The organism is Streptomyces sp. NPDC057616 (assembly GCF_042800575.1).
GTDB lineage: Bacteria > Actinomycetota > Actinomycetes > Streptomycetales > Streptomycetaceae > Streptomyces.
Genome location: NZ_JBHVGU010000070.1, coordinates 1 through 26,073 on the forward strand (window position 1 = coordinate 1; position 26,073 = coordinate 26,073).

Below are 26,073 nucleotides of genomic sequence, written 5' to 3' on the forward strand. Positions count from 1 at the left end.
CCGGCAGGATGGGGTGAAGCGCGAGTGACGGGGAGGCCGGCATGGGCGGCGGGCGGTACATCGGGACGGCGGAGCGGCGGGCCCGGCTGGCGGTGCGCCACCGGCTCGCCGCGGGGGCGCGGGCGGGGAGCCCCGAGGAGGTCGCGCGGACGCTGGTCGCGCTGCACGGCACGGACCCGGCGACGGTGTACCTGGCCGTCGGGGCGCGGCTCGCGGACGCGGCGGTGACCGTGGCCGAGACCCAGCGGGCGCTGTACGAGGACGGCACCCTGGTCCGGATGCACGGCATGCGGCACACCGTGTTCGTCTTCCCCACCGACCTCACCGCCGTCGTGCACGCCTCGACCGGCCGCACGGTCGCCGCCCGCGAACGGGCCTCGCTGCTCAAGGCCATGGCACAGGCCGGAGCGCCGGACGCGGCCTGGCTGAAGGAGGTCGAGGAGTCGACACTGGCGGCCCTGGCGCGGCGCGGGCAGGCCACGGCGGCCGAACTGGCCGCGGACGAACCGCGGTTGCGCGAGCAGTTCGTGTACGCGGCCGGCAAGAGCTACGAGGGCGTGCACACCGTCTCCACCCGGCTGCTGAGGGTGCTGGGCGTGGAGGGCAAGGTGGTCCGGGGGCGGCCGAACGGGTCCTGGACCTCCAGCCAGTTCCGCTGGGCGGTGGCGCCGCCGCACCCCGAACTCGACGTGGCCGAGGCGCAGGCGGCGCTGCTCGGCCGGTGGCTCGCTGTGTGCGGGCCGGCCACCGAGGACGACCTGAAGTGGTGGACGGGCTGGAAGGTGACCGACGTGCGGCGGGCGCTGGCGTCGATCGGCGCGCAGACGGTGTCGCTGGACGAGGGCACGGGACATGTCGTGGCCGGTGACACCGAGCCGGTCGCCGCGCCCGCCGAGCCGTGGGCGGCGCTGCTGCCGGGGCTCGATCCGACGGCGATGGGGTGGCGGGAGCGGGACTGGTATCTGGCCTCGGAGCTGCGGCCGATGCTGTTCGACGGCAGCGGGAACGTGGGGCCGACGGTGTGGCTCGACGGGCGCGTGGTGGGGGCGTGGGCCCAGCGCAAGGACGGGGAGATCGTGTGGCGGGCCCTGGTCCCCGGCGGGGTGGGGCGGGAGGCGTCGGCCCTGATCTCCGCCGAGGCCGAGCGGCTGCGGGCGTGGGTGGGCACGACGAGCGTGACACCTCGGTTCCGGACGCCTGTGGAGCGGGAGTTGGCGGGGTGACCCTCCGAACTCCCGCTCAGCGCATTTCAGCCCGGCCGGCGTGCGAGGACGAGGCCGTTCAGGCCGAAGCGGGGGCCTGGGGGTGGCAGCCCCCCCGAGGACGGCAACGACAGCGCCGGGTACCGCACATGGCGGTCGGCACCCGGCGCTCCCGTCAGCGCGAGTACCGCATCAGCGCCCGCACCATGTGGCACGTCGTGTCCGACGGCGGATGCACGCCGATGACCTCCGCCGTGCTGCGTATCGTCTCGTTGCGGGCCTGGTTCGGCAGGTAGACGCCCGAGTCGAGCAGGGCGATCGCGAGCCGCATCGCCTTGAGGCGACGGTTGTGCGTGACGTACCACTCGCGTGGACGGCCCGGCGGCAACGGGCGCTTCTCCACGGGCTCGTAGGGCAGGTCGAGCAGAACGGGGTGGCGGGCAGTGGACTGCATCGGCTTCGGCTTCAGTGCGGCAGCGGGCACAGGCATCCTCCTGTCGCGGTCAGGTCGCCCACCAGGGGCCCTCCGCCCCCGGCGACTTCCTCGAACACTGCTTCTATTCTAGCGCCCGCCACTGACAAAAGCCCCTGGCCACAAGGGCTTTCGGGCAGCTCCGGTCGCGTACGGTGGGCGCATGGAGATCTGGATCAACCCGGCCTGCTCGAAGTGCCGCAGCGCCATCAGCCTGCTCGACGCCGAGGGTGCCGAGTACACCGTCCGCCGCTACCTGGAGGACGTGCCCGGCGAGGACGAGATCAGGGCCGTGCTGGAGCGGCTCGGCCTCGAACCGTGGGACATCACCCGCACCCAGGAGGCCGACGCCAAGGAGCTCGGCATGAAGGACTGGGCGCGGGACGAGGCGTCGCGCGACCGGTGGGTCAAGGCCCTCGCCGAGCACCCGAAGCTGATCCAGCGTCCGATCATCACCGCCGACGACGGTTCCGCGGTGATCGGCCGCACCGAGGACGCCGTACGGGACGCTTTGTCGCGATAGGAGGCCATAAGGGGTCCACAAGAACCTCATAGGGGACCCCAACTTCACTGTGACGCACGTTACTTCGGCGACTCCTGCGACCGGTGAGTAACTGCGTTCGGTATCTCGTACATAGCGGCGTACGCTCCCCTACCTCTCAGGAGGCGCGCATGTCGCGTAGGCGAAGTCTTGGTACGAAGAAGAAGATCGCGCTGCTGGTGAGCGCGGCTGCGGTGGCGGGAGGCGGCGCCTTCGTCATGGCGAGCACCTCCAACGCCGCGCAGAGTCCCGGCCCCAAGACCCTATCGTCCGCCGCGGACTCCAACGTCTGCCTGGGGCTCGCCACCGCCCTCGGCAACAACCAGAAATTCATCGACGGGCAGAAGGCCAGTCCCGACGCCCAGTCCGCGGCCCGGATCGCCAACCGCGAGGCGGTCATCGAGCAGATCAAGGTCCAGCAGAAGGCGTCCGGTTGCACCGTTGGGGAGTCGGCTCAGGGCTCCCAGTCGACGCAGCCGGCGCAGAACGGCCAGCAGGCCGGCGGGGCCCAGCAGACCGCCACCGCCCCGCCCGCATCGAGCGCCCCCGCGGGAAACGCGAACGGAAACGCCGGCGGGAACGCGGGCGGTGCCGCGGCCTCCGGCCAGCAGGTGTGCAACGGCTCCACCGTGACCCTCTCCGGTGAGGGCGGGGCGCCCGCGGCCTCCAGCAACCAGTTCCCGGCGGGGACGACGCTGAAGGTCACCAACCTGGACAACAACAAGTCCACGACGGTGAAGGTGACGTCGGTCTCCGGCAGTTGTGCGCTGCTGAACAACGCGGCCTTCGAACAGGTCCGTGAGCCCGGCAAGTTCCTGATCCGCCGTGCACTGATCGAGAAGGTGGGGTGAGGCTCAACGACCCAGGAACTCCGTGAGGCGGCGGCCGAGTTCGGCGGGTGCGGTCTGCGGCAGCGCGTGGTGCGAGACGTCGGGGAGGTCCACGATCTCGGCACGCGGCAGCAGCGCACCGGCCCGCGCCGCCACCCGGTACGTGTCATGGGTCCTGCTGCTCCCGGCCAGGAGCAGCAGGACCGGCATGTCCAGCCCGCGCAGCGCGTCGGGTGCCGGACGGGGACCGGTCACCGGCTTCGAGACGGAGGGGAAGCCGGCGGCCGCCTCCTGCAGGCGGAGCCAGTCGGGGTCGAGGGCCTCCCCCGTCCCGGTCTCCCAGCGCAGGAAGGCGCGGACCCGGGCGGGCGACGGCCGCAGCAGCATCGGCAGGGCGTGCAGCAGGTACGCCGGCCGGTAGCCGGCGAAGCACTGGGTGGGGTCCAGCAGGGCCAGGCGCCGCACGCGCGCGGGTGCGTGGAGCGCGTAATGCAGGGCGATCCAGGCGCCGTAGGAGTGCCCGGCCAGCGCGGTTTCCCCCACACCGAGCCCGTCGAGGACCGCGTCCAGCCAGACCACCAGGTCGGCGACCGTGCGGGGGTGGCGGTCGCCGGCCTCGGTACCGCGCCCGGGCGCGCCGATCAGGTCGACGGCGAGGACGCGGTGGGTACGGGCCAGCTCGGCGGCCTGGGCGTACCAGGACGCGGAGGTCGCTCCCCCGCCGCCCGGCAGGAGGACCAGCGCGGGACCCTCGCGCGGGCCGCAGGCGTTGACGTACGCCGTCCCGAACGGCGTGGGCACGGTCAGCGCCTCGCGCTCGGCGGGCCACTTGGCCATGACCTTGTCGTAGGCGGCCAGGAAGCCGTCCATGTCGTATGCATCGCTCATCGGTCTGCCCCTCCCGTAATATCTCGCCCAGCGAGATACTCGTCGAACGAGATGATAACGGAGAAGGCACATGCAGCCCCAGGGCCCGGAACTGGAGATCGTCCATCTGCTGCGCGCCGTGGCCGTCGAACTCGGCCTGCACAGCGGCCGGTTCGCGCAGCGCAACGGCATGCACCCCACCGATGTGCGCGCCCTGATCGCCCTCATGGACGCCGCGCGCGCGGGTGAGGAGATGACGGCCGGCCGGCTCGGCACGGCGCTCGGGCTGAACTCCGCCGGGACGACGGCCCTCGTGGACCGGCTGGAGCGGGCCGGGCACGTGCGGCGGGTGCGCGGCGAGGCGGACCGGCGCCGGGTCGTGATCGAGGTCGACGAGCAGGCGGTGGAACTCGGCTGGTCCTTCTTCGGGCCGCTCATCGGGCGCGCGGTGGAGCTGCTGCGGGGCTACGACGAGCGGGAGCGGGCGGCGATCAGGGGGTTCCTGGAGGGCGTGCGGGAGGCGGCCGCCGAGGCGGACTGACCCGCGAACGGCGTCCTCACACCGTGAGTCCCGCCACATCCCTGCCAGGTAACACGGGGTTCACATACGGGCAACGGACGGGAAATCGCCTGTTGACAGGCTCGCGGGCATCAACGGTGGCGCCCCAGTGCCGCAGCGCCGCAGCACCCGCAAGTGCGTCAGACACACCCCCGAAGGAAGTGGCCCGTGACCTTCAAGGCTGAGTACATCTGGATCGACGGCACCCAGCCGACGGCGAAGCTCCGCTCCAAGACGAAGATCATCGGTGGTGAGCCGGCCGGGCTCGACGCGCTTCCGATCTGGGGCTTCGACGGGTCCTCCACGAGCCAGGCCGAGGGCCACTCCTCCGACCGTGTCCTCAAGCCGGTCTTCAGCTGCCCCGACCCGATCCGCGGCGGCGACGACGTCCTCGTCCTGTGCGAGGTCCTGAACATCGACATGACGCCGCACGAGTCCAACACCCGTGCCGCGCTGACCGAGGTCGCCGAGAAGTTCGCCGCGCAGGAGCCGATCTTCGGCATCGAGCAGGAGTACACGTTCTTCCAGGACGGCTACCCGCTCGGCTTCCCCAAGGGCGGCTTCCCGGCCCCGCAGGGCGGCTACTACTGCGGTGTCGGCGCCGACGAGATCTTCGGCCGTGACGTCGTCGAGGCACACCTGGACAACTGCCTCAAGGCCGGTCTCGGCCTCTCCGGCATCAACGCCGAGGTCATGCCCGGCCAGTGGGAGTTCCAGGTCGGCCCGCTGGCCCCGCTGGAGGTCTCCGACCAGCTGTGGGTGGCCCGCTGGCTGCTCTACCGCACCGCCGAGGACTTCGGCGTCTCCGCGACGCTCGACCCGAAGCCGGTGAAGGGCGACTGGAACGGCGCGGGCGCGCACACCAACTTCTCCACCAAGGCGATGCGCGAGACCTACGAGGCGATCATCACCGCCGCCGAGTCGCTCGGCGAGGGCTCCAAGCCCCTCGACCACGTCAAGAACTACGGCGCCGGCATCGACGACCGCCTGACCGGCCTGCACGAGACCGCCCCGTGGAACGAGTACTCCTACGGCGTCTCCGACCGCGGCGCCTCGGTCCGTATCCCGTGGCAGGTCGAGAAGGACGGCAAGGGCTACATCGAGGACCGCCGCCCCAACGCCAACGTCGACCCGTACGTGGTGACGCGCCTGCTCGTCGACACCTGCTGCTCCGCGCTGGAGAAGGCCGGCCAGGTCTGATCCCACCGCTCGTACCGAGGGGCGTCCACCGTTCGCGGTGGACGCCCCTCGCGTTGTCGGTGGGCCGTGCCATGGTGGGGACATGGAGATCGACGGGGGATTCATGGTGAGCGACGAGGCCCGCGAGGACGTTCTCGACGTCAAGGTCGAGACGGAGAGCGGGCAGACCCACACGCGGACCACTCCGCGCGCCCTGCGCGAGCTGGTCGCGCGGATCGGGAGCGCCGGGGACCTGTTCCTGATCCTCCAGCGGATACCGGACCTGCCGGACGTGTTCGCCCAGGTGTGGCACGAGGAGGGCGGCGACTACCGCCTGGAACACCGGTGCGGCGAGGCCGGGTTCTTCGGTACGAACCTCATGGACCCCCGGCGTGTGGCGGATCTGCTGACCGGCTGGGCCCGCCAGGAGGCCGGCTGGGACGCGGGCCTGGACTGGGCGCCGGTCGACCTCGGACCGCGCGAGCAGGTGCCCGAACTGCCCGACGGGGTGCGCACGCAGGTCGAGGAGCGCGTGCGCGTGCGGCTGCGCTGCGGCTACGACACCCGCAAGGTGCTGGCCGAGATCGCCGAGGACCATCTGGTCGACGGGGACGTGCGTCCGGTGTCCCCGGCCCAGGCGCGGCGGCTCGTGGACCGGCTGTGGCTGGAGCGGGTGGCCGAGCAGCGGACCTGGGAGGGCGTCACCGACCCGGAGCGCGTCGCGCTCGCCTTCGGGGCGCTGGAGGAGACCGGCATCACGGCCCGGGAGAACTTCACCTGCTGCCGCGGCTGCGGCCTCGCCGAGATCGGCGCCGAGCGGGAGGGCGCCCGCGGCTTCGTCTTCTTCCACCAGCAGGTCACCGAGCACGCGGCGCAGGGCCACGGGCTCGTGCTCCACTACGGCGGCTTCGACGGCTCGGCCGCCACCACGACCGCCGTCGGCCGTGAGGTCGTCGCCGCGCTCACCGCGGCCGGGCTGTCCACCCGGTGGGACGGCAGTCCCGACGCGGCGATCGAGGTGGACCCCCTGATCTGGCGCAGACGCCTGGTGGGGTGAGGCGCGCGGCGCCGCTTCCGCCGCGGGGATGTGTCCAGGCAGTGAGAGGAGGCTCCAACGGAAGGGCCGCGTCTGCTTCAATGTGGTCATGACCGGCTTCCAGAAGTGCACCGCCACAGGTCGCCCTGACCTGGAGCCCTTCTGGCCTTCCCGCCAGCACCACGACTTCGACCGGGTGTGTTGTCGCGTGACGAACGCGCGGGCCCTCTAAAGCCGTTTCTTCTCCCGGCCTTCGGCCAGCGCGCACCGAGTACGTCCTTCCCGACGAACCTCTCGCGCGAAAGAGCTGACCTGTCATGGCGATTCTTCGTTCCGTGCCCCCCGCCACCCTCGACACCCCGTCCCCCACCGCCACGCGGCACCGGCTGCGTGCCGTGGACCGGGACGAGGTGATCGACGTCTCGGAGTTCCTGCCGCCGGGTGCCACCTGGCTGCCCGCTCCGCAGCACACCCTGCCCACGCTGCCGGGGCAGCCCCCGATGGTCGGATACCTCGTCCTGATCCCGGCCGACCTCCCGCATCCCACCGCAGCCGCCGCCCCGGCCGCCACCGGTCCAGCCGGGTCCGCCGGACCCTCAGGACCCTCAGGACCCGACGCTGCCGCCCCCGGCGACGCGCTCGTGCGGATCGACCCGGTGCAGCGCACCGCCGAGGTGGACGGGCGCCAACTGGACCTGACCTACCTGGAGTTCGAGCTGCTCGCGCACCTCGTGGCGCACCCCAACCGGGTGCACACCCGCGACCAGCTGGTCACCACGGTGTGGGGGTACGGCCATGTGGGCGACGGCCGCACCGTCGACGTCCACGTCGCCCGGCTGCGCCGCAAGCTGGGCGCCGAGCACCGCGCGGCGATCCAGACGGTGCGGCGGGTGGGCTACAAGTACGCCCCGCCGGCCGGCCGCTGATTCTCTGCCGTCGGCAGAGCGGCGTTCCGCCGGGCGGCCGGACCGGGCAGGCTCACCGGCATGAGACTTCTGGTGCTGGGTGGTACGGAGTTCGCGGGACGGGCCGTCGTGGAGGCGGCCCTCGGGCGCGGCTGGGAGGTGACGGTCCTCAACCGGGGCCGGCGCCAACCCCCGCCCGGCGTACAGGCGTTGCAGGGCGACCGGACCACGCCCGGCGGACTCGAGGCCCTCTTTGAGGGCACCTGGGACGTCGTCGTCGACACCTGGTCGGCGGCGCCCAGGGCCGTGCGCGAGACGGCGCGGCTGCTGCGGGGCCGCGCCGGACGGTACGTGTACGTGTCGAGCTGCTCGGTGTACGCCTGGCCCGCGCCCGCCGGGTACGCCGAGGACGCCCCGCTGGTCGAGGGCGCCGAGCCGGACGCCGGGCAGACCGACTACGCGCGCGACAAGCGGGGTGCCGAGATCGCCGCCGTCGAGGGCTTCGGCGCGGACCGTTCCGTGCTCGTCCGGGCGGGGCTGATCCTCGGCCCGTACGAGAACATCGGCCGGCTGCCGTGGTGGCTGGCCCGCATCGCGCGCGGCGGTCCGGTGCTGGCGCCGGGACCGCGGGACCTGCCGCTGCAGTACGTCGACGTGCGGGACATGGCCAAGTGGATCCTCGGGGCGGCGGAGCGGGAGCTGAGCGGCCCGTACAACATGATCAGCCCGCAGGGGCACGCCACGATCGGGTCGCTGCTGGAGGCGTGTGTGCACGTCACCGGTGGGGCGGCCGACCTCCGCTGGACGGCGCCGGAGGTGATCCTGGAGGCGGGCATCGAGCCGTGGACGCAGCTTCCGGTGTGGGTGCCGCCGAACAGCGACATGCACGACTCCCTGCACTCCGCGGACGTCTCACGGGCGCTGGCGACGGGCCTGGCCTGCCGGCCCGTCGAGGAGACCGTCGCCGACACGTGGAAGTGGCTGCGGGACATCGGCGGCAGCGCGCCCCAGCGCCCGGACCGGCCCTCCCCGGGGCTCGACCCGGCGGTGGAGGAGGAGGTGCTGCGCGGGGCGTGAGCGGACCGGTCGCGGGCCGGTCGGTGGCCGTACGTCCCGGGGGGTGTACCTGGCACCACCCCCCGACCGGGGGGATCGGCCCCGTGACCGTCCGCGCCCGCTCCGTCAGACTCTCCTCCATGACCACCAACACGAAAAGCGGCTCCCCGACCGGGAGGATGCGGGCCGTCGCCCTGGCGGCGGGACGGGGGTTCGTGCTGGCCCTGGTGACCCTCCCCGGAGCGGTCGTCCTGTTCACGCTCACCCTCGTGTCCATGGCGCTGATCCCGGTCGGCGTCGGGGCCTACACCACACCGTGGCTGCTCGCCGGCGTACGGACCTTCGCGGACCGGCGGCGGGTGCTCGCGGCGGAGTGGGGCGGGGTGCGGATCCCCCGGGGGTACCGGCCGGTCCCGGAGGGCGCCAACACCTGGGCGCGGACGTACGCACTGCTGCGCGACCCGGCGGTCTGGCGCGATCTGCGCTGGCTCCAGGTCGACATGACGGCCGGGTTCGTCACCGCGCTGCTGGCCGCGGCCCTCGTCCTCTACCCGCTGGAGGGGCTCGTGGTGGCGGCCGGGCTGTGGCGGGCGTTCGCCTCGAGCGGCGGCTACTGGTACGGCTTCGTGCACGTCACCGACCAGATCTCCGCCCTGCTCGCCGGCGCCCTGGCCGTCGCGCTCCTCGCCCTCAGCCCGCTCGCACCGCGCCTGCTGGACGCCCACTTCCGGCTCACCAGGGCCGTACTGGGCGCGAGCCAGGGCGAGTTGGCGGAGCGGGTCCGGGTGCTCACCGAGACCCGCAAGGACGCCGTCGACACCTCCGCCGCCGAACTGCGCCGTATCGAGCGGGACCTGCACGACGGGGCGCAGGCCCGGCTGGTGGCGATGGGCATGGACCTGGGCACCGTCGAGGCGCTCATGGACAAGGACCCGGAGAAGGCCAAGGCGCTGCTCGCGCAGACGCGCCGGTCCTCGGCGGACGCCCTCACCGAGCTGCGCGACCTGGTGCGCGGCATCCATCCGCCGGTGCTGGCCGAACGCGGACTCGGCGACGCCGTACGGGCGTTGGCGCTCCGGATGCCCGTCGCCACCGAGGTGAACGTGGAGCTGAACGGCCGCGCGGACGCGCCCGTGGAGTCCGCCGCCTACTTCGCGGTGAGCGAGGTGCTCACCAACGCCGTCAAGCACTCCGGTGCGGACCGGATCTGGATCGACCTGCATCACTCCGAGGAGAGTGAGCGGGGCGGCGGCATGCTGCGGATCTCGGTCACCGACAACGGCAGGGGCGGCGTGGTGATCGGCGCCGGGACCGGCCTCGCCGGGGTCGAGCGGCGCCTCGGTACATTCGACGGCGTCCTGGCCGTCAGCAGCCCCGCGGGCGGTCCCACCATGGTGACCATGGAGATCCCTTGCGCGTAGTCCTGGCCGAAGACCTCTTCCTGCTGCGCGACGGACTGGTCCGGCTGCTCGAGGCCCACGACTTCGAGATCGCCGCCGCCGTCGAGTCCGGCCCCGAGCTCACCCGCGCCCTCGCCGAGCTGGAGCCGGACGTCGCCGTGGTCGACGTACGCCTGCCGCCGACGCACACCGACGAGGGGCTGCAGTGCGCGCTGCAGGCCCGCCGGGACAGACCCGGGCTGCCGGTGCTCGTGCTCTCCCAGCATGTGGAGCAGCTGTACGCGCGCGAACTGCTCGCCGACGGCAGCGGAGGGGTGGGCTATCTGCTCAAGGACCGGGTCTTCGACGCCGAGCAGTTCGTGGACGCCGTACGGCGGGTCGCGGGCGGCGGTACGGCGATGGACCCGCAGGTGATCCAGCAGCTGCTGTCGCGGCGGGCCGCCGACGACCGGCCGCTCGCCCGGCTGACACCCCGTGAGCTGGAGGTTCTGGAGCTGATGGCGCAGGGCCGCTCCAACGCGGCGATCGCCGGCCAGCTGGTGGTGACGGAACGGGCGATCGCCAAACACACCTCCAACATCTTCGCCAAACTGGACCTGGAGGTGTCGGACGACGACAATCGTCGCGTTCTGGCGGTCCTCGCCTATCTGGACCAGGGCCGGTAAGCGGTTGCTGATTTTCCGTAACTGCCGCTGTTCAGGAGGCCGTTGAGGCCCACCGGCCGATCAATCCTCTGATTTGTTCGTGGGACGGGTGAACACCCCTGGGACCCGGTCCGTATCCATGGGAGCCGCTTCACTCCTGTCGGGCGCCTCGATGCCCCGCCAAGCCCGCAAGGAAGTCAGAGGAGTTCCATGGGACGCAACACACGAAAACGCCGTACGCCGCTGGCCACCAAGGCCATAGCCGCATCGGCGGCCCTAGCGCTCGGTGGGGGCGGGCTGATCTGGGCGAACTTCTACGCCTCGGCGCACGAGTCGAACTCGGGACAGAACCAGACGAAGGCCGCCGCCGGTCAGGTGGCGACCATCTCCTGCCCCGACGTCGGCCAGAAGCTGACCAACGTGCCCCAGCGGGCCCGTCAGGGCGTGGCACGCGAACTCGCGAACCTCGACAAGCAGATCACCGAGGCCTACGCCCGTCTCGCCTCCACCCGCCAGGCGCAGGCGCAGGACGCCAACTTCGTGCAGAACGCGATCGTCGGTCCCCTCAAGGAGAAGCGGTCCGCGACCCTCGACCGGATCCGCATCGACATCCAGCGGGTCGGCGGTCAGGTGGACACGTCCGGGCTGAGCGCTCTCGCCGCCTGCACGACGCAGACCGCCAACCAGACCAACGCCGGCGGCCAGAACAACGGCGGTCAGCAGCAGGGTGGCGGCCAGAACACCGGTGGTCAGCAGCAGGGCGGCGGCCAGGCCTCGGCCAACCCGAGCGCGAGCGCCAGTGCGGGAGCCGGCCAGAACATCGGCGGCCAGGCCGGCAACGGCCCCGTCGCGGCCGACTTCGTGGACATCACGAAGGTCGCCGCGAACGTCCAGGCCAAGCCGAACAAGTCCGGCCAGGCCTCGACCGGCACCTTCACCACCAAGTGCGGTGTGAACGCGAACAAGAACCACAACACCGACAACGTCATCGTGGCGCCCGGCGTGACCAACGGCGCGCACCACCTGCACGACTACGTCGGCAACCAGAAGGTCAACGCGTTCGCGACCAACGACTCGCTGATCCAGGACCAGACCAGCTGCCAGAACCAGAGCGACCTGTCGGCCTACTACTGGCCCGTGGTCCGCATCCAGGACGGCACGCAGGACTTCGACCAGAACGCGGACGGCGGCGGCAAGGAAGGCAACGTCGGCAAGATCCTGACGCCGGTCCAGGCGCAGATCAAGTACGTCGGCAACCCGACCAGCAAGGTCACGGCGATGCCGCAGTTCCTGCGCATCATCACCGGTGACGCCAAGACCACGACCAACGGTCTGGCCAACGCCAACGCGCACTGGAGCTGCACCGGCTTCGAGAACAAGGTGCAGCTGACCGAGCAGTACCCGATCTGCCCGCAGGGCAGCAACGTGGTGCGCACCTTCGCCTTCCAGAGCTGCTGGGACGGCCAGAACATCGACAGCGCCAACCACCGTACGCACGTGGCCTTCGCGGACCCGGCGAGCGGTGCCTGCGGCAACGGCTTCAAGGCCATCCCGCAGCTGACGATGCGCCTGGTCTACAAGATCACCCCGCCGACCCTGCAGAACGGCCAGGTGAAGAACGCCTACGCGGTCGACGGCTTCCCGGAGCAGCTGCACAAGGCGGCCACCGACCACGACGACTTCATCGCGGTCTTCAAGAACAACCTGGCGAACAAGATCGCCAACTGCATCAACAACGGGCAGCGCTGCCAGTGACGCACTGAGCCGGTGACCCACCGAGAAGGCCGGTGGCGGGAGCTCCCGCCACCGGCCTTCCGGTGTGTGTACGAGGAGTTCAGCCGCTGTGGCCGCTGTGCGCGCTGTGGTCGGTGCCGATCTCCTCCTCGCCGCCCAGCGTCCCCCGCAGCGCCTTGACCACCTTGTCGTCGCCGACGGCGACCCACTTGCGGCCGACGAGGTAGAAGCCGCCGTAGTCCTTCGCGTCGTTGATCCACTCGCGCTGGCCGCGGTCGGTGGCGAAGGTGGCGAAGACGTACTTGCCGTCGCTGGTCTTGCAGATGGCCTGGCGGACCTCGTCGGAGTCGATCTGCATGTCCGGCTTGCACTTGACCTTGGACGCCAGGCTCTCCAGGCTGCCGGTGGCGGTGGCCGGCACCTTGGCCGCCGCGTCGCTGTCGCCGGATCCGCAGCCCGCCAGCGCCAGGACGGCCGCGGCGCCGGCCACGGCGAGCATCGGTCGGGTCACCCTCATCTGTTCCTCCGGTCGCGTTGCTGGCCCTGAGGCCCGTCCCCTTCGATACGGCTGCGGGGCGCGGTGCGCTCAAATCCGGTGGGAGTGAGGGTACGGATGTGCGAACGTATGGCGCGTGAACCAAGACTGGGAAGATCGCGTGACGGCCGCCTGGGCCACCTTCGACGACTACGCCGAGGAGGATGCGGCCGACTTCCGGGCCGTGATCGACGCGCTCGTCGCCGAACTGCCGGACGGCAGCCCGCTCGGCCCCTTCGAGCGGGCCTGCGCCTGGGACTCGACGGGCCATTCGGACCGGGCGGTGCCGCTGTACCGGGAGGCGCTGGCGCGCGGCCTGAGCGAGGCCAGCGGGTACAAGGGGCGGCGCGCGAAGATCCAGTTGTCGAGTTCGCTGCGCAACATCGGGCAGGCCGAGGAGGGCGTCAAGCTGCTGACACCCGAACTGGACGCCCCTTCCGACGAGCTGGACGACGCGGTACGGGGCTGTCTGGCGCTGTGCCTGTCCAGCCTCGGCCGGGACCGCGAGGGCCTCTCCCTCGTCCTCGGCGCCCTGGCCCCTCATCTGCCGCGCTACCAGCGGTCGATGGCGAACTACGCGCGGGCGCTGGTCGAACCCGAGGGATGACTCGCCCGGGCGGCGGTGACCATCGCACGATTCGCTCGTTCTGCTGAACGTGCAGTCACAGGATGTCGCCCCGCGCCCCGCACCCTCCTCCGCCGATCCGGTCGTCGACGTCGAGCAGGCCGAGGCCGCGCTCGTCGAGCACTACCCGCGGCTGGTCCGGCTCGCCTACCTGGTGCTGCCGCCGGGCCTCGGCCGCAACCGGCGCGTGGTGACCGCACACTCCCTCACCCAGCGCGCCCTGCCCCGCGGCCGGACGGCCGCACCCTCGATCCCCGCGCAGTCCACCGGCCGCGAGGGCGATCCCGGGTACGCCTTCCTGCGTGGGCAGGTGCTGCGCGCGGCGCTGGAGGCGGGCCTGCCGCTGCGGCGCGCGGCCTGGCCCAAGCGCTCCCAGCTGCCGCCGCTGCTCCCCCAGGTGTGGGGCCTGCGCCTGTTCCCGCGCTCGGGCGGCGCCGACGAGCTCGCCCTGGACCAGCACCTGTCGACGCTGTCCGGGCCGGCCCGCGCCGCCTACGTGCTGCGCGGCCTGGAACGGCTCGCCGACGCCGACGTGCGCGCGGTGCTGGGCGCCGCGGGCTGCGCGGACCCGGACGCCGCGCTGGCGGAGGCCGACGGTGTCCCGGAGCAGTACGCGCTGCTGGACTCCTCCGAGTTCGACCCCTGCTCGCTGCAGGCGCGGCCCACCGACCTGATGCGGCGCAGGCAGCACGCCAAGGCCGCGCTCGCCGCCGGCGCGGCACTCGCGGTGTGCGGCGCGCTGCTCGGCCTGCCCGGCGACGGCTGGGCGCCCGACGGTGCCGCCGCCCCCGTGTACGCGAAGAACCCGGCCGCCGAGGCCGCCCTCGACCCGGCGAAGCTGACCAGGGTCGCGCCCACCGCCTGGGAGGCCGCCTCGCGCACCGACTTCTCCGTCTGGCCGGCCCGCGGCGACCTCACCGGCGACAAGGCCCTGCTGCGCCGCGCGCTCGCCGTCTGGGCCCGCCCCGGCGAGAGCGTCCAGGTCTCCGCGACCCCGGGCACCCCGTCCGGCGGCCCCGCGGGACCGCCCCAGCTGCTGTACGCGGGGAGCGTCGACAGCGCCCGCGTGGTGGTCCTCTACGACGGCCTGCGCATCGTGCGCTACGCCGAGCCGCAGGACAGCACCAAGGGCGCGGCCCTCGACTTCGCGCGCGCCGACGGCGCCGGCCGCGCGGACGCGAGCGCGCTGGTCCTGGACCGGGCCGACGGCAACGTCCGCTATCTGACGGCGCCCTGGGTGACGAAGGCCGCCGAGCGCGACCTGCTCAAGCCGGGCGCGGGCGTGATGGACCTGCCCATCACCGGCGGTGTCACGGCGCCGCTGGCGAGCGGCGCGTCGCCCGCCGGCGGCTGCACGTCGTGGAACGTGATGCAGCTGACGGACTCCACCGGCACCCGCCTGTCGACCGACCTCGGCGAGCTCGTGCCCGCCCGGCTGACCACGGGACGCCCCGGCGCCACCCACGACGTCTCCGGCGCGCAGGCGCTGCGCACCTGGGCGCCGTACGCCTGCTCGCTGGGCGCGCTGCGCTCGGCGGGCGTGCGCAGCGTCAACGCCTGGTCGTACGCCGAGCAGCCGCTGCCCGACGCGAGCGGCGCCGCGGACTGGGTGTGCACGCGCGCGGAGACCTGGCGCGGCGGCGGCACCCGGGTGCTGGCGCAGTTCCACACGCCGGGCGGCACCTACGGGGCGATCGCGGCGAAGGCGGAGAACGTCCCGGCGTGCGGCGCGAAGAGCCCGCAGGTGCTCGCCGGGGTGCTGTGGAAGGCGGAGTCGGGCCACTGGTACCTGCTCGCGGCCGGGAGCAGGGGGACCGCGTCGATCAGCACCACGGGCGGGGTCCGGGCGCACGCGACCGGACCCCTGCTGGCCGCGCGGGCCGAGCAGGGCGTCCGCGCCCAGCTGAAGGGCACCACGGACGACCGGCAGCAGGTCACCGGACTCGGCTAGCTGACGCTGGCGTCAACAAGTACCCGCCGAAGGGTTTCCCTCGGACTTACCCGTCAGTACATTGACGCCATGTCTAATACGCAGGTCCACCTCAAGGCGCGGAAGGTGTCCTTCTCGTGGGAGGAGACACCGCTGCACTGGGTGCCGGGGGATCCGTTCACCACGCACACCATCAACGTGCTGCATCTGCTGCTGCCCGCCGGCGAGCGGTGGTTCGTGCACGTCTACAAGCAGGTGCTGCCGCTGATCAGGGACGAGCGGCTGCGCGAGGACGTCATCGGGTTCATCGGGCAGGAGGCGATGCACTCACAGGCCCACGACGAGGTGCTGCCCCACCTGAAGGAGCAGGGACTCGATCCGACGCCGTACACCGCGCAGGTCGACTGGCTCTTCGAGAAGCTGCTCGGTGACCGGACGCTGCCGCCCGGCAGGGCGCGCAAGTGGTGGCTGCTGGAGCGGGTCGCGCTGATCGCGGCGATCGAGCACTACACGGCGTTCCTCGGCGACTGGGTGCTGAACGCCGAGGAGCTGGACCGGCGGGGCGCCGACCCGACCATGCTGGACCTGCTGCGCTGGCACGGCGCCGAGGAGGTGGAGCACCGGTCCGTGGCCTTCGACCTGTTCGAGCACGTCGACGGCAGCTACCGGCGGCGGGTGCGCACCTGGGCCACCGCGTTCACGGCGCTGGTGTTCCTGTGGCAGCGGGGGGCGCGCTTCTTCATGGCGAACGACCCGACGCTGACCGACGCGAAGGCGAGCTTCAAGGACTTCTACGTCCGCGGCAGGCGGGGCACCCTGCCCGCCACGGGGGACATGCTCCGGTCGATCCCGCGCTACCTGAGCCACTCCTACCACCCCTCCCAGGAGGGCTCCACCGAGCAGGCCGTCGCCTATCTCGCCTCCTCCCCCGCCGCCACGGCGGCCGAGAAGGGAGTGGCGTGATGCCCAGGCTGCGGACGGTCGTGGCCGTCGCGGGCGCCGCGGTGCTGGTCCAGCGGGCGATGCGGCGCCGCATCCAGGATTCGCCGCTGTGGCCGATGCCCGCGCTGGAGGAGCCGATCTCCGGGCGGCCCCGGTCACGGGCGCTCAGGCTGCGGGTCGCCTCGCACGAGCGCGTCGCCGACGGCGTCGTACAACTGCGTCTGGAGGGAGGGGACTTGCCGCGCTGGGAGCCCGGCGCGCATCTGGACCTCGTGCTGCCCTCGGGCCTGGTGCGGCAGTACTCGCTGTGCGGCGACCCGGAGGACACCTCCGCGTACACCGTCGCCACGCGGCTGATCGGGGACGGGCGCGGCGGCTCGCGCGAGGTGCACGAGCGGCTGCGCGCGGGCATGGAGGTCGAGGTGCGCGGGCCGCGGAACCGCTTCCCGCTCGTGGAGGCGTCCTCGTACGTCTTCGTCGTCGGCGGGATCGGGATCACGCCGGTGCTGCCGATGCTCCGGGCGCTCGGGGAGGGCACGCCGTGGCGGCTGCTGTACGGCGGGCGGACGCGGGCGTCGATGCCGTTCCTGGAGGAGCTGGCGAAGCTGGGCGGCGACCGGGTGACCGTCGTCGCCGAGGACGAGAACGGACTGCCCGATCTGGACGGCCTGTTGACCGGTCTTGCCGAGGGCACCGCCGTGTACTGCTGCGGGCCCGAGGGGCTCCTCGCGGCCGTCGAGGAGCGCGTCCCGTCGGTGCGCCTCGAACGCTTCGGCCCCCGCGCCTCGGGCGACGGCAACAGCGCCTTCGAGGTCGAACTGCGGCGCAGCGGGAGGACGTTGGCCGTCGCGGCGGACTCGACCGTGCTGGCCGCGGTGCGCGCCGAGCTGCCGGGTACCGCCTACTCCTGCGAGCAGGGCTTCTGCGGGACCTGCCAACAGCGGGTGCTGGAGGGCGAGGTGGAGCACCGGGACGAGCTGCTGACGGACGCCGAGCGCGCCGACTCGATGCTGATCTGCGTCTCCCGGGCACGCGGTGAGCGGCTGGTGCTGGACATGTGATCGGTCGGCGGCCGGTCCGGTCCGTTCACGGCCGGATCCGATCGGTAAGGTGTTCGCATGACTACCGGAGTGCGCCGCAGAATGGGAGTCGAGGAGCGGCGGCAGCAGTTGATCGGCGTCGCCCTCGAACTGTTCAGCCAACGCTCTCCCGACGACGTCTCGATCGACGAGATAGCGTCCGCCGCGGGCATCTCACGTCCGCTGGTCTACCACTACTTCCCCGGCAAACTCAGCCTGTACGAGGCCGCGTTGAGGCGTGCCGCGCAGGATCTGGCGGGCCGGTTCGACGAGCCGCGGGACGGTCCGCTGGGCGAGCGGCTGCGCCGGGTGATGCGCCGCTTCTTCGACTTCGTCGACGAGCACGGCCCCGGCTTCTCGGCGCTGATGCGCGGCGGCCCGGCCGTCGGCTCCTCGGCGACCAACGCCCTCATCGACTCCGTACGGCAGGCCGCGTATGACCAGATCCTTTCGCATCTGGGCGTCGAGGAACCGCCCGCGCGACTGGAACTGGTCGTACGCTCCTGGATCTCGCTCGCCGAGTCGACCGCGCTGATCTGGCTGGACGGCCGGCGCATCCCGCGCGCCGAGCTGGAGGCCCAGCTGGTGCACGACTTCGCCGCGCTGGCCGCCGTGAGCGCCGCCTACGACGAGGAGATGGCCGGGCTGCTGCGCCGGATCCTGAAGGACGAGCCGGCCGACGGTCCCTTCACGGACCTGATCGCCCGGCTGATCTCCCTGGCGTCCTGACGACGCTCAGCGGTACTCAGCGGTCGAACTTGCGGTACGACGCGTCGAGGTCGCGCACCTCGGCCGAGGCGTGCAGCACGACCCCCTCGTCCGCGATGTGCTTGCGCAGCAGCTCCAGGACGGCCTCGGTGAGCTTCGCCTTGGTCTCCTCGGTGCGCCCGGCGAGCAGGCCCAGGGTGACGTGGACGATCGCGTGGCGCTCCTCGGCGGGGTCCTCGTAGCCGTACACGGTGAACTCGCCCGGCCGGAACTGCGTCTTGCACGCCTCCGGCTTGGCCGCGGCGATCTCCACCGTCGCCTCGTGCAGGGCACGGGCGAAGGCGTCCCGGTCGAAGGCGGGCGCGATCGTCCGCGAGTAGTCGACGGTGATCTGCGGCATGGGCACTCCTGTTCTACGACGTCAGGACCACCCTAGTTCTTGCGCTGGACCGCGAGCATCGCGATGTCGTCCTCGCGGTCGTGGCCGAAGCAGCCCAGCAGGGTGTCGCACAGGGCGTCCAGTCCCGGCAGGGAGCCGATCGCCGCCGCGCGCAGCTGCTCCATGGAGACCGACAGGTCCGTGCCGCGGGTCTCGATCAGCCCGTCGGTGACCATGAGCAGCCGGTCGGCCGGTCCCAGGGTCAGCTCGGTGGGCTCCGGGTGCGGCAGGCCGAGGCCGAGCAGCGGGCCGTCGGCCTTGGCGTACGCCGCCTCGCCCCTCCCCCGCAGGATCAGCGGCGGCAGGTGCCCGGCGTTGGCGATGCGGGTGCGGCCGGTCGCGGGGTCGACCAGGGCAAGGCACACGGTGGCGGTGACCTCGGGGTGGTAGTGCTGGAGCATGCGGTCCAGGCGCGCGGCGAGCAGCGCCGGGTCGCTCTCCTCGACGCAGTACGCGCGCAGGGCGTGCCGGATCTCCACCATGACGGTGGCGGCGTCCAGCGAGTGCCCCACGACGTCGCCGACCGCGGTGAGCACGCCCTCGCCGGTGCGCAGGGCCGCGTAGAAGTCGCCGCCGATCTCGGTCTCCCGGGAGGCCGGCACGTAGCGGACCACGACCTCCAGGCCGGGCAGCTCGGAGAGCCGGTGCGGCCGGGGCAGGAAGCTGTGCTGGAGGGTGAGCGCGACGTGCCGCTCGACCTGGTACATGAGCAGCGGCTCGGCGGCGAGCGCGGTGGCCTGCGCGAGCTGCGCCACCAGGGCCTCGTCCCCGGGGTTGAGCCGGCGCCTGCCGCGGGTGGGCGTGGCCAGGCACACCGGGGCCCGGCCGTCCTGGGTGAGGACCAGCGCCAGCCGGGCGTCGTGCTGGACCCGCGGCCGGAAGAACCCGGCCGGCCACAGCGGCGCGGGGACCGTGGTGAGCTGCACCCCGGGGTGTCCGCGGCTGAGCCGGCGCAGCAGCCCGGCCACGGTCCGGTGGGCGCCCTCGTCCGGCATGGCCAGCGAGGTGCGGTCGCGGGAGACGCCGCGGTAGAGCTCGTCGTCCGGGCCGAGCACGAAGACGGCGGCGGGACCGCCGGTCAGCAGGGCGGTGCCGTCGGCGGCCGCGTCGGCCAACTCCTGCAGGGAACGCGCGGACTGGATGGTGATGATCACCTGCGACAGCATCGTCAGCCGCCGCACCAGCGCCTTGTCGTCGGCGCGCAGCCGCGCGGTGCACAGTGCGGTCCGCACCACCGCCTCGATCTCCTCGGGCTCGGCGGGCACCGTCAGATAGGTCTCGGCGCCCGCGTCCAGGCCCCGGCAGCGGTCGGCCGGCGCCACCGCGGCGGCGGAGAAGTGCACCACGGGCAGGCTGGCCATGTGGGGCCGTTCCTTGACCCGGCGGCAGAGTTCGAAGCCGCTCATGTCCGGCAGGTCGACGTCGACCAGGGCCACGTCGGGCAGGATGCCCTTACGCAGCCGCACGTCGAGCTCGACGAGCGCCTCCTGGCCGCTGGCGACCGGGACCACCTGGTGTCCGGCGCGGCGCAGCACCGTCCCCATGGCGTACCGGTTGGCCGCCATGTCGTCCACGACCAGCACGGTCGTGTCTGTCAGCTTGCCGTCGACGTCCATCCCTCGAACCCTTGGACAACACCGGTGGGACAGACCCGGGTTCTGGGCCTGCCCCACCAAAGTAATGCCCTAATCAGGAGATCCGGGAGAATATTGCAACTGTGCGCCCCGGAACGGCGAACGTGCCCGATTCCTGATCAAAAGCAGAAGACTTCACGACGGAGTCGGCCCCGGCCGACTGCACCGGGTGCAGCCGGTAGTGGGTTCCGGCCAGCGACGCGACGCGCTGCTCCTGCTTGTCGGGCGTCGCGTTGAACACGACGACGAGATCGCCGAGTTCCATCGTGATCACGCCGGGCGTCTCGTCCTTGCCGGACAGCGGGAAGGACAGGTCCGACTGCACCTGCCCGGCCGTGCCGAGCGAGAACGCCTTCTCCGTGGAGCGGATCTTCAGCAGGTCCCGGTACGCGGCCGAGGCGCCCTCGATCTGCGGGCACCTCACCTGCACCGAGCTCAACAGGGGCTTGGCGTAAGGCCACTTGGACTCGTTGTCGGCCGCCATCGGCAGTCCGCGCCCGAAGCCGTTGCCGTCGGCGCAGTTCCAGTGGATGGCGTTGAACCAGTCGCCGCTGTCGAAGGAGTTGCGGTCCAGGGACTTCGACCGCAGCAGGTCGGAGCCCGCCTGCGAGAGGGACGGGCCCTGCGAGAGGGTGGCCGTCGCCATCGCGAGGACCTGCATCCGGGCCCGGTCGGCCGCGGAGGTGCCCTTCGGCAGCTTGTAGGTGAGGGCGTCGAACAGGGACTCGTTGTCGTGCGCGTCCGCGTAGGCGACGGCGTCGCCGGGCGCGTCCGCGTAGCCGGCGGGCCGGCCGTTGTAGTCGACCTCGGCGCCGGTGACCTCCTTGCCGCCGGTGTCGGTGAAGCGGTACTTGGCGAGGTTGCCGGTCAGCCCGACCTTGATCAGGTCCTGGTAGTGCAGCAGCCGGGCCTTCTGCTCGGCCGTCGTGCCGTTGGCGGACGAGGAGTTGGGGTCGGTGTAGAGGCCGGAGGCGAAGCCCTGGACGCCGGGGTCGGAGTCGAAGGGGCTGCCGCCGCGCACGGCGTCCCGGGCCCGGTCGGAGAAGGTCGCGACGCCCGTGCCGGCCATGTTCTTCTGGGTGGCCTGCACGAAGCGGGCGTCGTCGGCGACCTCGCCGAAGTTCCAGCCCTCGCCGTACATGATGATCTTCTTGCCGTCGACGCCGTCCTTCGCGAGGGTCAGCGCGTCGAGCGCCTTGCGGACCGCGAGGATGTTGGCCTTCGGCTGGTGTCCCATCAGGTCGAAGCGGAAGCCGTCGACCTTGTACTCCTTGGCCCAGGTGACGACCGAGTCGACGACCAGCTTGCCCATCATGGCGTTCTCGGTGGCCGTGTTGGCGCAGCAGGTGCTGTTGGCGACCGAGCCGTCGGCGAGGAGCCGCTGGTAGTAGCCGGGCACGACCTTGTCCAGGACGCTGGTGTCCGCCTGGCCGGCGGCCGCCGTGTGGTTGTAGACGACGTCCATGACGACCCTGAGACCGTCCCCGTTCAGCGACTGGACCATCCTGCGGAACTGGACCGTGCGGCCCGTGCCGTCCGGGTCGGTCGCGTACGAGCCCTCGGGGACCGTGTAGTGGAACGGGTCGTAGCCCCAGTTGTAGGCGTCCTTCGCCGCGCTCTTGGCGACGCACTCCTGCTGCTTGCCGGAGTCGGCCGCGTAGGAGGCGAGGTCGCAGTCGGGGCTCTGCTGGTCCGCCTTCTTCTCGGGGATGGTGGCGATGTCGAAGGCGGGCAGCAGATGCACGTACGACGTCCCCGACTTCGCCAGCTCGCGCAGGTGCCTGGAGCCGTCGCTGCCCTGGTCGGTGAAGGCGAGGTAGGTGCCCCGGTGATCGGCCGGCACGGTCGTGTCCTCGGCCGAGAAGTCCCGGATGTGCAGCTCCTGGATCTCGGCGTCCTTCAGCGGTACCGCCTTGGGCTTGGCCAGGGACGACCAGCCCTTCGGCGCGAGGGACCGGTCACGCAGGTCGACGACGACGCTGCGCCGGGAGTCCGCGGTCAGGGCGACCGAGTAGGGGTCGGTGACCTTGTTGGTGACGACCTTGCGGACGGACGGCGCCCACACCTTGACGACGTACCGGTAGGGCTTGTTCTTCCAGGACGCGGGCCCGGTGACCGACCAGACGCCGGTGGCGTCGTCGCGCTTCATCGTCCTCAGGGAGCCGTCGAGCTCCAGCGAGACGCTCTGCGCGGTCGGCGCCCAGACGGACAGCGTGGGGCGGCCCTTGCCGAAGGTCGGACCCAGCTTCGCCGTGGTCGCGCTCGCGTACACGTCGTCGAGCACACCGGCGATCTGCACGCCCGTCGCCGCCAGCACAGCGCCGTTCGCGGCGCGCTGCGAGGCGACGATCTGGCCGTCGAGCGCCGCGCGCACCCGGTCGCGGTCGCGCGGGTCGACGGACCAGGCCGTGTAGCTCTTCAGATACGGGAACCTGGCCTTCTGGGCGTCCGTGAGCGTGGTCTTCGTCAGCCGCAGCCAGCGCTCGTCGTCGCTGGTCAGTGCCCCGTCCTTGACGACGATCGAGCCGTCGTGCGAGTACAGCAACTGGGTGGAGACGGCAGCGTCGTTGCCGTTCCAGGCGACGGTGTCGCGGTCGATCCAGACCGCCTTGGAGGTGGTCAGGTCGAGCGCGGCCGACGAGCCCGCGGGCTGCGGCAGCAGGTACTTCTCCTGGCCGTTCAGCAGCCACACCTCGTAGCCGTTCGCCTTGAGGTCCAGCGACTGGTCGGCGGAGAGGTCCTTCTCGTCGCCCTTGTGGATGATGTAGCTGAGGCTGGTGGCGCCGTCGGTGAGCGGCACCTCGAAGACCGCGCCGTAGGCGTCGGTCCGCACCGGCTTGAGCGGGCTCGCCCAGTCCGTCGGGTTCGCGGCGCCGGTCCACACGTGCAGACCCCAGCCGTCGTAGTTCCCGTCCGCGCGGTGGTAGTGGACGACCGCCTTGGAGGTGTCCTGCGCCGGGTAGTCGGGCCGCGTCGTCCGCATGTCCTCCTTGCCCTGCTCGATCCAGACCTCGCCGGTCCTGGTGACGTCGATGGTGCGGTCGGCGGAGACGTCCTTGTTGCCGTCCTTGTCGACGACCAGGAAGCCGACGCTGGAGGCGCCCGGCTTCAGCTTGACGTAGGCGAAGGCGCCGTAGGCGTCACGGCCGACGAAGGGGTGGCCGGCCGGCCAGGTGGTCGACTCGCCGTCGGCGAGGTCGCCCCAGGCGTACAGACCCCACTTGTCGTAGTCGCCGTCGGCGCGCTTGTAGTGGACGACCGCGTAGTCGCGCGAGGAGGCGGTGGGTGTCTCCGGCGCGGGCGGGGTGCCGGTCGTCGAGGCGGCCGTGGCGCTCGCGGTGTGCCCGGCCGAGTCGACGGCAACGGCCTTGTAGCGCAGAGCGGTTCCGGCCGCGACGCCCTTGCCGATGGTCTGCGTGACCTTGTACGGGGCGTGGTCGGCGGAACCCAGCGTCTGCCAGGCGCCGTTGCCGACCTGGGCGGCGAAGACGACGCGGTTGAGCCCGCCGCCGTCGACGTCCGCGGAGAGCTCGACCGTGCCGGTGGCGCCCGCGGCGGGGGCCTTGAGGGTGAGGGTCGGGGCCGTCGACGGCCGCGCGGCCTTGCCGTCCGCCTTGAGCACGACGGCGGACTCCGCCGGGACGGTGACCGTGATCTTCCTGTCGGCGCCGGACGTCACCACGTCCGAAGTGCCGTGGATGCCGCGGTACTTCATGTCCGCCGAGCCGGCCGCGAAGGTGGCCGACTTCGCCTCGGTCGCGTTGTTGAAGGCGACGACGTACTCCTGGCCGGACGCGGCGTCCGTACGGCTGAACGCGTAGACGCCCGGGCCGTCGGCCGCGTAGCGCTGCGTCTGCACGCCGTCGGTCAGCGCGGGGTTGTCCTTGCGCAGCTCACCGAGCTCGGCGATCTGCCGGTACAGCGGCGCCTTCGTGTCGTAGGCGTCGCTCGCGTGCGTGCGGTCGGTGCCGATCTCGTCGTCGTCGAGGTAGTCGGCGACCTTGGAGGCGAACATCGTCTGGCGGGCGTCCTTGTCGCCGCCGGAGCCGGTGAAGCCCTGCTCGTCGCCGTAGTAGACGACCGGGTTGCCGCGGCTGAGGAACATCAGCTCGTTCGCGAGCTCGTCCTTCTTCAGCAGCTGCGCGTCGCCGGCCTTCGGGTTGTCCTGGTTCAGGAAGTACCCGATGCGGCCCATGTCGTGGTTGCCGAGGAAGGTGACCTGCTCGTACGCGTTGGCCTTGTCGGTCGTGTACTTGTAGTCGTCGCCGAAGACGGAGGCGAGCTTCTGCGCGCTGCCGCCCTGCGAGGCGTACGTGCGGGCGGCGTCCTGGAAGGGGAAGTCGAGCGTGGCGTCGAGCCGGCCCTGGGTGACGAACGGCGAGGTGACCGAGGTGTCGGCGGAGTAGACCTCGCCGAACATGAAGAAGTTCTTGCGGCCGTGCGCGGCGGCGTACTTGTCCAGCGCCGTCGCCCACTGCGTCCAGAAGTCCATGTCCACGTGCTTCACGGTGTCGATCCGGAAGCCGTCGATGCCGAAGTCCCGCACCCAGCGCTCGTAGATCTTCTCCATGCCGCCGACGACCTCGGGACGCTCGGTCCACAGGTCGTCGAGGCCGGAGAAGTCCCCGTACGTGGTCGACTCGCCGGTGTAGGTCGAGTCACCGCGGTTGTGGTACATCGTCGGGTCGTTGAGCCAGGACGGGACCTTGCTGTCGCCGGCGACCACCGGGGTGCGCGGGAAGGAGTCGCGGGTGACGGCCGGGAACTTCTTCGTGCCGTCCGCGTAGTCGCTGTCGTCGAACGGCCTGCCGTCCTTCGTCAGATACGGGAACGCGCCCTTGGAGAGGTAGTCGTAGGACTTCTCCTTGTAGTCGACGACGTCCGCCGTGTGGTTGGTGATGACGTCGAAGAAGACCTTCATACCCTTGGCGTGCGCCTTGGAGATGAGGGTGGCGAGGTCCTTGTTGGTCCCGAAGTGCGGGTCGACCTGGGTGAAGTCGGTGATCCAGTAGCCGTGGTAGCCGGCCGAGGCGTTGCTGCCCGTGCCCTGCACCGGACGGTTCTTGAAGATCGGGGCCATCCAGATGGCGGTGGTGCCCAGGCCCTTGATGTAGTCGAGCTTCTTGGTCAGGCCCTTGAGGTCACCGCCCTGGTAGAAGCCCTTGTCGGTGGGGTCGTAGCCGGTGCTGAGCCGCGAACCCGTCAGGCCGCCCTTGTCGTTGGACGTGTCGCCGTTGGCGAACCGGTCCGGCATCACGAAGTAGAACTGCTCGCGGGTGTCGTCGTGCCGGGCGGGCGCGGCGGCGAGCTTCGCGTCGGAGGGCGGCGGGGGCGGAGCGTCCGCGTGCGCCGCGAGCGGCTGGACTAGTGCGGCGGCGAGCGCGGCGACGGTGACGGCCGCGACCCGTCTGGCGTGGGCGGTGCGGCGCCGCGCGGGCGCCGGCCATCTCGGTATCACAGGCGGGAACTCCTTGCGATTACGGCTCAATCGGGTCCGACCCCTGCGCCGCGGGACGGCTTCGTCGCCGGGCGCCCGCGTGACCGTATCGCTGACGAAAGGTTTACAGCAAGAGTTTTGAAACCCATAGCAAGAAGTTTCAGCAGCAACCTTGACGGTCGGTGCGCTGGCACTCGCGGGCGCCGTCACACTGCCCGCCGACTACTAGGTCGTGTCTCCCAACTCCGTTGGGGCGTGAGGGGCTTCGCCGATGCTCGTAGACTCATGACGTGGCATTCATGAGCACCCCGCACTGCTG

At 71.7% G+C, this 26,073-nt stretch carries 22 protein-coding genes; 16 read left to right on the top strand and 6 right to left on the bottom strand.

Features of this window, described 5'->3' with window-relative positions; translation table 11 throughout:
* The first annotated feature begins 41 nt into the window (after window positions 1-41).
* Window positions 42-1,223, top strand: coding sequence for a winged helix DNA-binding domain-containing protein (locus ACFU97_RS44545; protein ID WP_384268661.1), 1,182 nt, complete (start codon window positions 42-44; stop codon window positions 1,221-1,223).
* A gap of 154 nt (window positions 1,224-1,377) precedes the next feature.
* Here the strand turns inward: ACFU97_RS44545 and ACFU97_RS44550 are convergent, their stop codons facing one another.
* Complete coding sequence (locus tag ACFU97_RS44550; protein ID WP_384268663.1) at window positions 1,378-1,686, bottom strand: hypothetical protein; 309 nt, start codon at window positions 1,684-1,686, stop codon at window positions 1,378-1,380.
* Window positions 1,687-1,837: 151 nt separating this feature from the next.
* Here ACFU97_RS44550 and ACFU97_RS44555 point away from each other — a divergent pair, with 151 nt between their 5' ends.
* Both ACFU97_RS44555 and ACFU97_RS44560 read left to right on the top strand, forming a co-directional pair.
* The gene (locus ACFU97_RS44555) at window positions 1,838-2,197 is read left to right on the top strand and encodes an arsenate reductase family protein (protein WP_384268665.1); all 360 of its coding nucleotides are present in this window, start codon (window positions 1,838-1,840) and stop codon (window positions 2,195-2,197) included.
* Window positions 2,198-2,346: 149 nt separating this feature from the next.
* Window positions 2,347-3,066, top strand: a complete 720-nt coding sequence (locus ACFU97_RS44560) for a hypothetical protein (protein ID WP_384268667.1) — start codon at window positions 2,347-2,349, stop codon at window positions 3,064-3,066.
* 3 nt (window positions 3,067-3,069) lie between these two features.
* On the opposite strand, the gene ACFU97_RS44565 is transcribed toward ACFU97_RS44560, so the two are convergent.
* A complete protein-coding gene (locus ACFU97_RS44565; RefSeq protein WP_384268669.1) occupies window positions 3,070-3,933 on the bottom strand; it encodes an alpha/beta fold hydrolase in 864 nt (287 codons plus the stop codon).
* A 70-nt stretch (window positions 3,934-4,003) separates the two neighbouring features.
* Here ACFU97_RS44565 and ACFU97_RS44570 point away from each other — a divergent pair, with 70 nt between their 5' ends.
* The 8 genes from ACFU97_RS44570 (at window position 4,004) to ACFU97_RS44605 (ending at window position 12,446) form a co-directional block, all read left to right on the top strand.
* The gene (locus tag ACFU97_RS44570; RefSeq protein ID WP_384268671.1) at window positions 4,004-4,453 is read left to right on the top strand and encodes a MarR family winged helix-turn-helix transcriptional regulator; all 450 of its coding nucleotides are present in this window, start codon (window positions 4,004-4,006) and stop codon (window positions 4,451-4,453) included.
* A gap of 186 nt (window positions 4,454-4,639) precedes the next feature.
* Window positions 4,640-5,671, top strand: a complete 1,032-nt coding sequence (gene glnII, locus ACFU97_RS44575) for a glutamine synthetase (RefSeq protein ID WP_384268674.1) — start codon at window positions 4,640-4,642, stop codon at window positions 5,669-5,671.
* A gap of 82 nt (window positions 5,672-5,753) precedes the next feature.
* Entirely contained in the window at window positions 5,754-6,707 is a 954-nt protein-coding gene (locus ACFU97_RS44580; RefSeq protein ID WP_384268676.1) for a DUF6891 domain-containing protein, read from the top strand.
* Between the two features lie 296 nt (window positions 6,708-7,003).
* Window positions 7,004-7,612 (top strand): winged helix-turn-helix domain-containing protein, encoded by a 609-nt coding sequence (locus tag ACFU97_RS44585; protein ID WP_384268678.1) that lies wholly within the window; start codon window positions 7,004-7,006, stop codon window positions 7,610-7,612.
* 60 nt (window positions 7,613-7,672) lie between these two features.
* Window positions 7,673-8,668: an SDR family oxidoreductase gene (locus tag ACFU97_RS44590; RefSeq protein ID WP_384268679.1), complete on the top strand. Its 996-nt coding sequence runs from the start codon at window positions 7,673-7,675 to the stop codon at window positions 8,666-8,668.
* Between the two features lie 119 nt (window positions 8,669-8,787).
* Window positions 8,788-10,068 (top strand): sensor histidine kinase, encoded by a 1,281-nt coding sequence (locus ACFU97_RS44595; protein WP_384268681.1) that lies wholly within the window; start codon window positions 8,788-8,790, stop codon window positions 10,066-10,068.
* Window positions 10,059-10,712, top strand: coding sequence for a LuxR C-terminal-related transcriptional regulator (locus ACFU97_RS44600; RefSeq protein WP_384268683.1), 654 nt, complete (start codon window positions 10,059-10,061; stop codon window positions 10,710-10,712). Before ACFU97_RS44595 ends, ACFU97_RS44600 begins: the two co-directional genes overlap by 10 nt.
* A 189-nt stretch (window positions 10,713-10,901) precedes the next feature.
* Window positions 10,902-12,446, top strand: coding sequence for a DUF1996 domain-containing protein (locus ACFU97_RS44605; protein ID WP_384268685.1), 1,545 nt, complete (start codon window positions 10,902-10,904; stop codon window positions 12,444-12,446).
* A 79-nt stretch (window positions 12,447-12,525) separates the two neighbouring features.
* Here the strand turns inward: ACFU97_RS44605 and ACFU97_RS44610 are convergent, their stop codons facing one another.
* A complete protein-coding gene (locus ACFU97_RS44610; RefSeq protein ID WP_384268686.1) occupies window positions 12,526-12,942 on the bottom strand; it encodes a hypothetical protein in 417 nt (138 codons plus the stop codon).
* 115 nt (window positions 12,943-13,057) lie between these two features.
* On the opposite strand from ACFU97_RS44610, the gene ACFU97_RS44615 reads away from it, so the two are divergent.
* The 5 genes from ACFU97_RS44615 (at window position 13,058) to ACFU97_RS44635 (ending at window position 18,265) form a co-directional block, all read left to right on the top strand.
* Window positions 13,058-13,567, top strand: a complete 510-nt coding sequence (locus ACFU97_RS44615; protein WP_384268687.1) for a tetratricopeptide repeat protein — start codon at window positions 13,058-13,060, stop codon at window positions 13,565-13,567.
* A gap of 49 nt (window positions 13,568-13,616) precedes the next feature.
* Window positions 13,617-15,536: a hypothetical protein gene (locus ACFU97_RS44620; protein WP_384268689.1), complete on the top strand. Its 1,920-nt coding sequence runs from the start codon at window positions 13,617-13,619 to the stop codon at window positions 15,534-15,536.
* A 69-nt stretch (window positions 15,537-15,605) separates the two neighbouring features.
* Window positions 15,606-16,478 (top strand): metal-dependent hydrolase, encoded by an 873-nt coding sequence (locus ACFU97_RS44625; RefSeq protein WP_384268691.1) that lies wholly within the window; start codon window positions 15,606-15,608, stop codon window positions 16,476-16,478.
* Window positions 16,478-17,518, top strand: a complete 1,041-nt coding sequence (locus ACFU97_RS44630) for a PDR/VanB family oxidoreductase (protein ID WP_384268693.1) — start codon at window positions 16,478-16,480, stop codon at window positions 17,516-17,518. The genes ACFU97_RS44625 and ACFU97_RS44630 overlap by 1 nt, the downstream gene beginning before the upstream one ends.
* 57 nt (window positions 17,519-17,575) lie before the next feature.
* On the top strand, window positions 17,576-18,265 hold the full coding sequence (locus ACFU97_RS44635; RefSeq protein ID WP_384268695.1) for a TetR/AcrR family transcriptional regulator: 690 nt from the start codon (window positions 17,576-17,578) through the stop codon (window positions 18,263-18,265).
* Window positions 18,266-18,281: 16 nt separating this feature from the next.
* Here the strand turns inward: ACFU97_RS44635 and ACFU97_RS44640 are convergent, their stop codons facing one another.
* From ACFU97_RS44640 to pulA, 3 genes are all read right to left on the bottom strand, one after another.
* Complete coding sequence (locus ACFU97_RS44640) at window positions 18,282-18,644, bottom strand: 5-carboxymethyl-2-hydroxymuconate Delta-isomerase (RefSeq protein ID WP_384268698.1); 363 nt, start codon at window positions 18,642-18,644, stop codon at window positions 18,282-18,284.
* Between the two features lie 32 nt (window positions 18,645-18,676).
* Entirely contained in the window at window positions 18,677-20,299 is a 1,623-nt protein-coding gene (locus ACFU97_RS44645) for a SpoIIE family protein phosphatase (RefSeq protein WP_384268700.1), read from the bottom strand.
* Between the two features lie 73 nt (window positions 20,300-20,372).
* Entirely contained in the window at window positions 20,373-25,775 is a 5,403-nt protein-coding gene (gene pulA, locus ACFU97_RS44650) for a pullulanase-type alpha-1,6-glucosidase (RefSeq protein ID WP_384268702.1), read from the bottom strand.
* Window positions 25,776-26,073 lie beyond the last annotated feature (298 nt).

Bases quoted from the DNA above. Each gene is read 5' to 3' on its own strand.
- ACFU97_RS44545 (WP_384268661.1), top strand. From the start codon at position 42: ATGGGCGGCGGGCGGTACATCGGGACGGCGGAGCGGCGGGCCCGGCTG.
- ACFU97_RS44555 (WP_384268665.1), top strand. From the start codon at position 1,838: ATGGAGATCTGGATCAACCCGGCCTGCTCGAAGTGCCGCAGCGCCATC.
- ACFU97_RS44560 (WP_384268667.1), top strand. From the start codon at position 2,347: ATGTCGCGTAGGCGAAGTCTTGGTACGAAGAAGAAGATCGCGCTGCTG.
- ACFU97_RS44565 (WP_384268669.1), bottom strand. From the start codon at position 3,933: ATGAGCGATGCATACGACATGGACGGCTTCCTGGCCGCCTACGACAAG.
- ACFU97_RS44570 (WP_384268671.1), top strand. From the start codon at position 4,004: ATGCAGCCCCAGGGCCCGGAACTGGAGATCGTCCATCTGCTGCGCGCC.
- ACFU97_RS44580 (WP_384268676.1), top strand. From the start codon at position 5,754: ATGGAGATCGACGGGGGATTCATGGTGAGCGACGAGGCCCGCGAGGAC.
- ACFU97_RS44585 (WP_384268678.1), top strand. From the start codon at position 7,004: ATGGCGATTCTTCGTTCCGTGCCCCCCGCCACCCTCGACACCCCGTCC.
- ACFU97_RS44590 (WP_384268679.1), top strand. From the start codon at position 7,673: ATGAGACTTCTGGTGCTGGGTGGTACGGAGTTCGCGGGACGGGCCGTC.
- ACFU97_RS44595 (WP_384268681.1), top strand. From the start codon at position 8,788: ATGACCACCAACACGAAAAGCGGCTCCCCGACCGGGAGGATGCGGGCC.
- ACFU97_RS44605 (WP_384268685.1), top strand. From the start codon at position 10,902: ATGGGACGCAACACACGAAAACGCCGTACGCCGCTGGCCACCAAGGCC.
- ACFU97_RS44610 (WP_384268686.1), bottom strand. From the start codon at position 12,942: ATGAGGGTGACCCGACCGATGCTCGCCGTGGCCGGCGCCGCGGCCGTC.
- ACFU97_RS44625 (WP_384268691.1), top strand. From the start codon at position 15,606: ATGTCTAATACGCAGGTCCACCTCAAGGCGCGGAAGGTGTCCTTCTCG.
- ACFU97_RS44630 (WP_384268693.1), top strand. From the start codon at position 16,478: ATGCCCAGGCTGCGGACGGTCGTGGCCGTCGCGGGCGCCGCGGTGCTG.
- ACFU97_RS44635 (WP_384268695.1), top strand. From the start codon at position 17,576: ATGACTACCGGAGTGCGCCGCAGAATGGGAGTCGAGGAGCGGCGGCAG.
- ACFU97_RS44640 (WP_384268698.1), bottom strand. From the start codon at position 18,644: ATGCCGCAGATCACCGTCGACTACTCGCGGACGATCGCGCCCGCCTTC.
- ACFU97_RS44645 (WP_384268700.1), bottom strand. From the start codon at position 20,299: ATGGACGTCGACGGCAAGCTGACAGACACGACCGTGCTGGTCGTGGAC.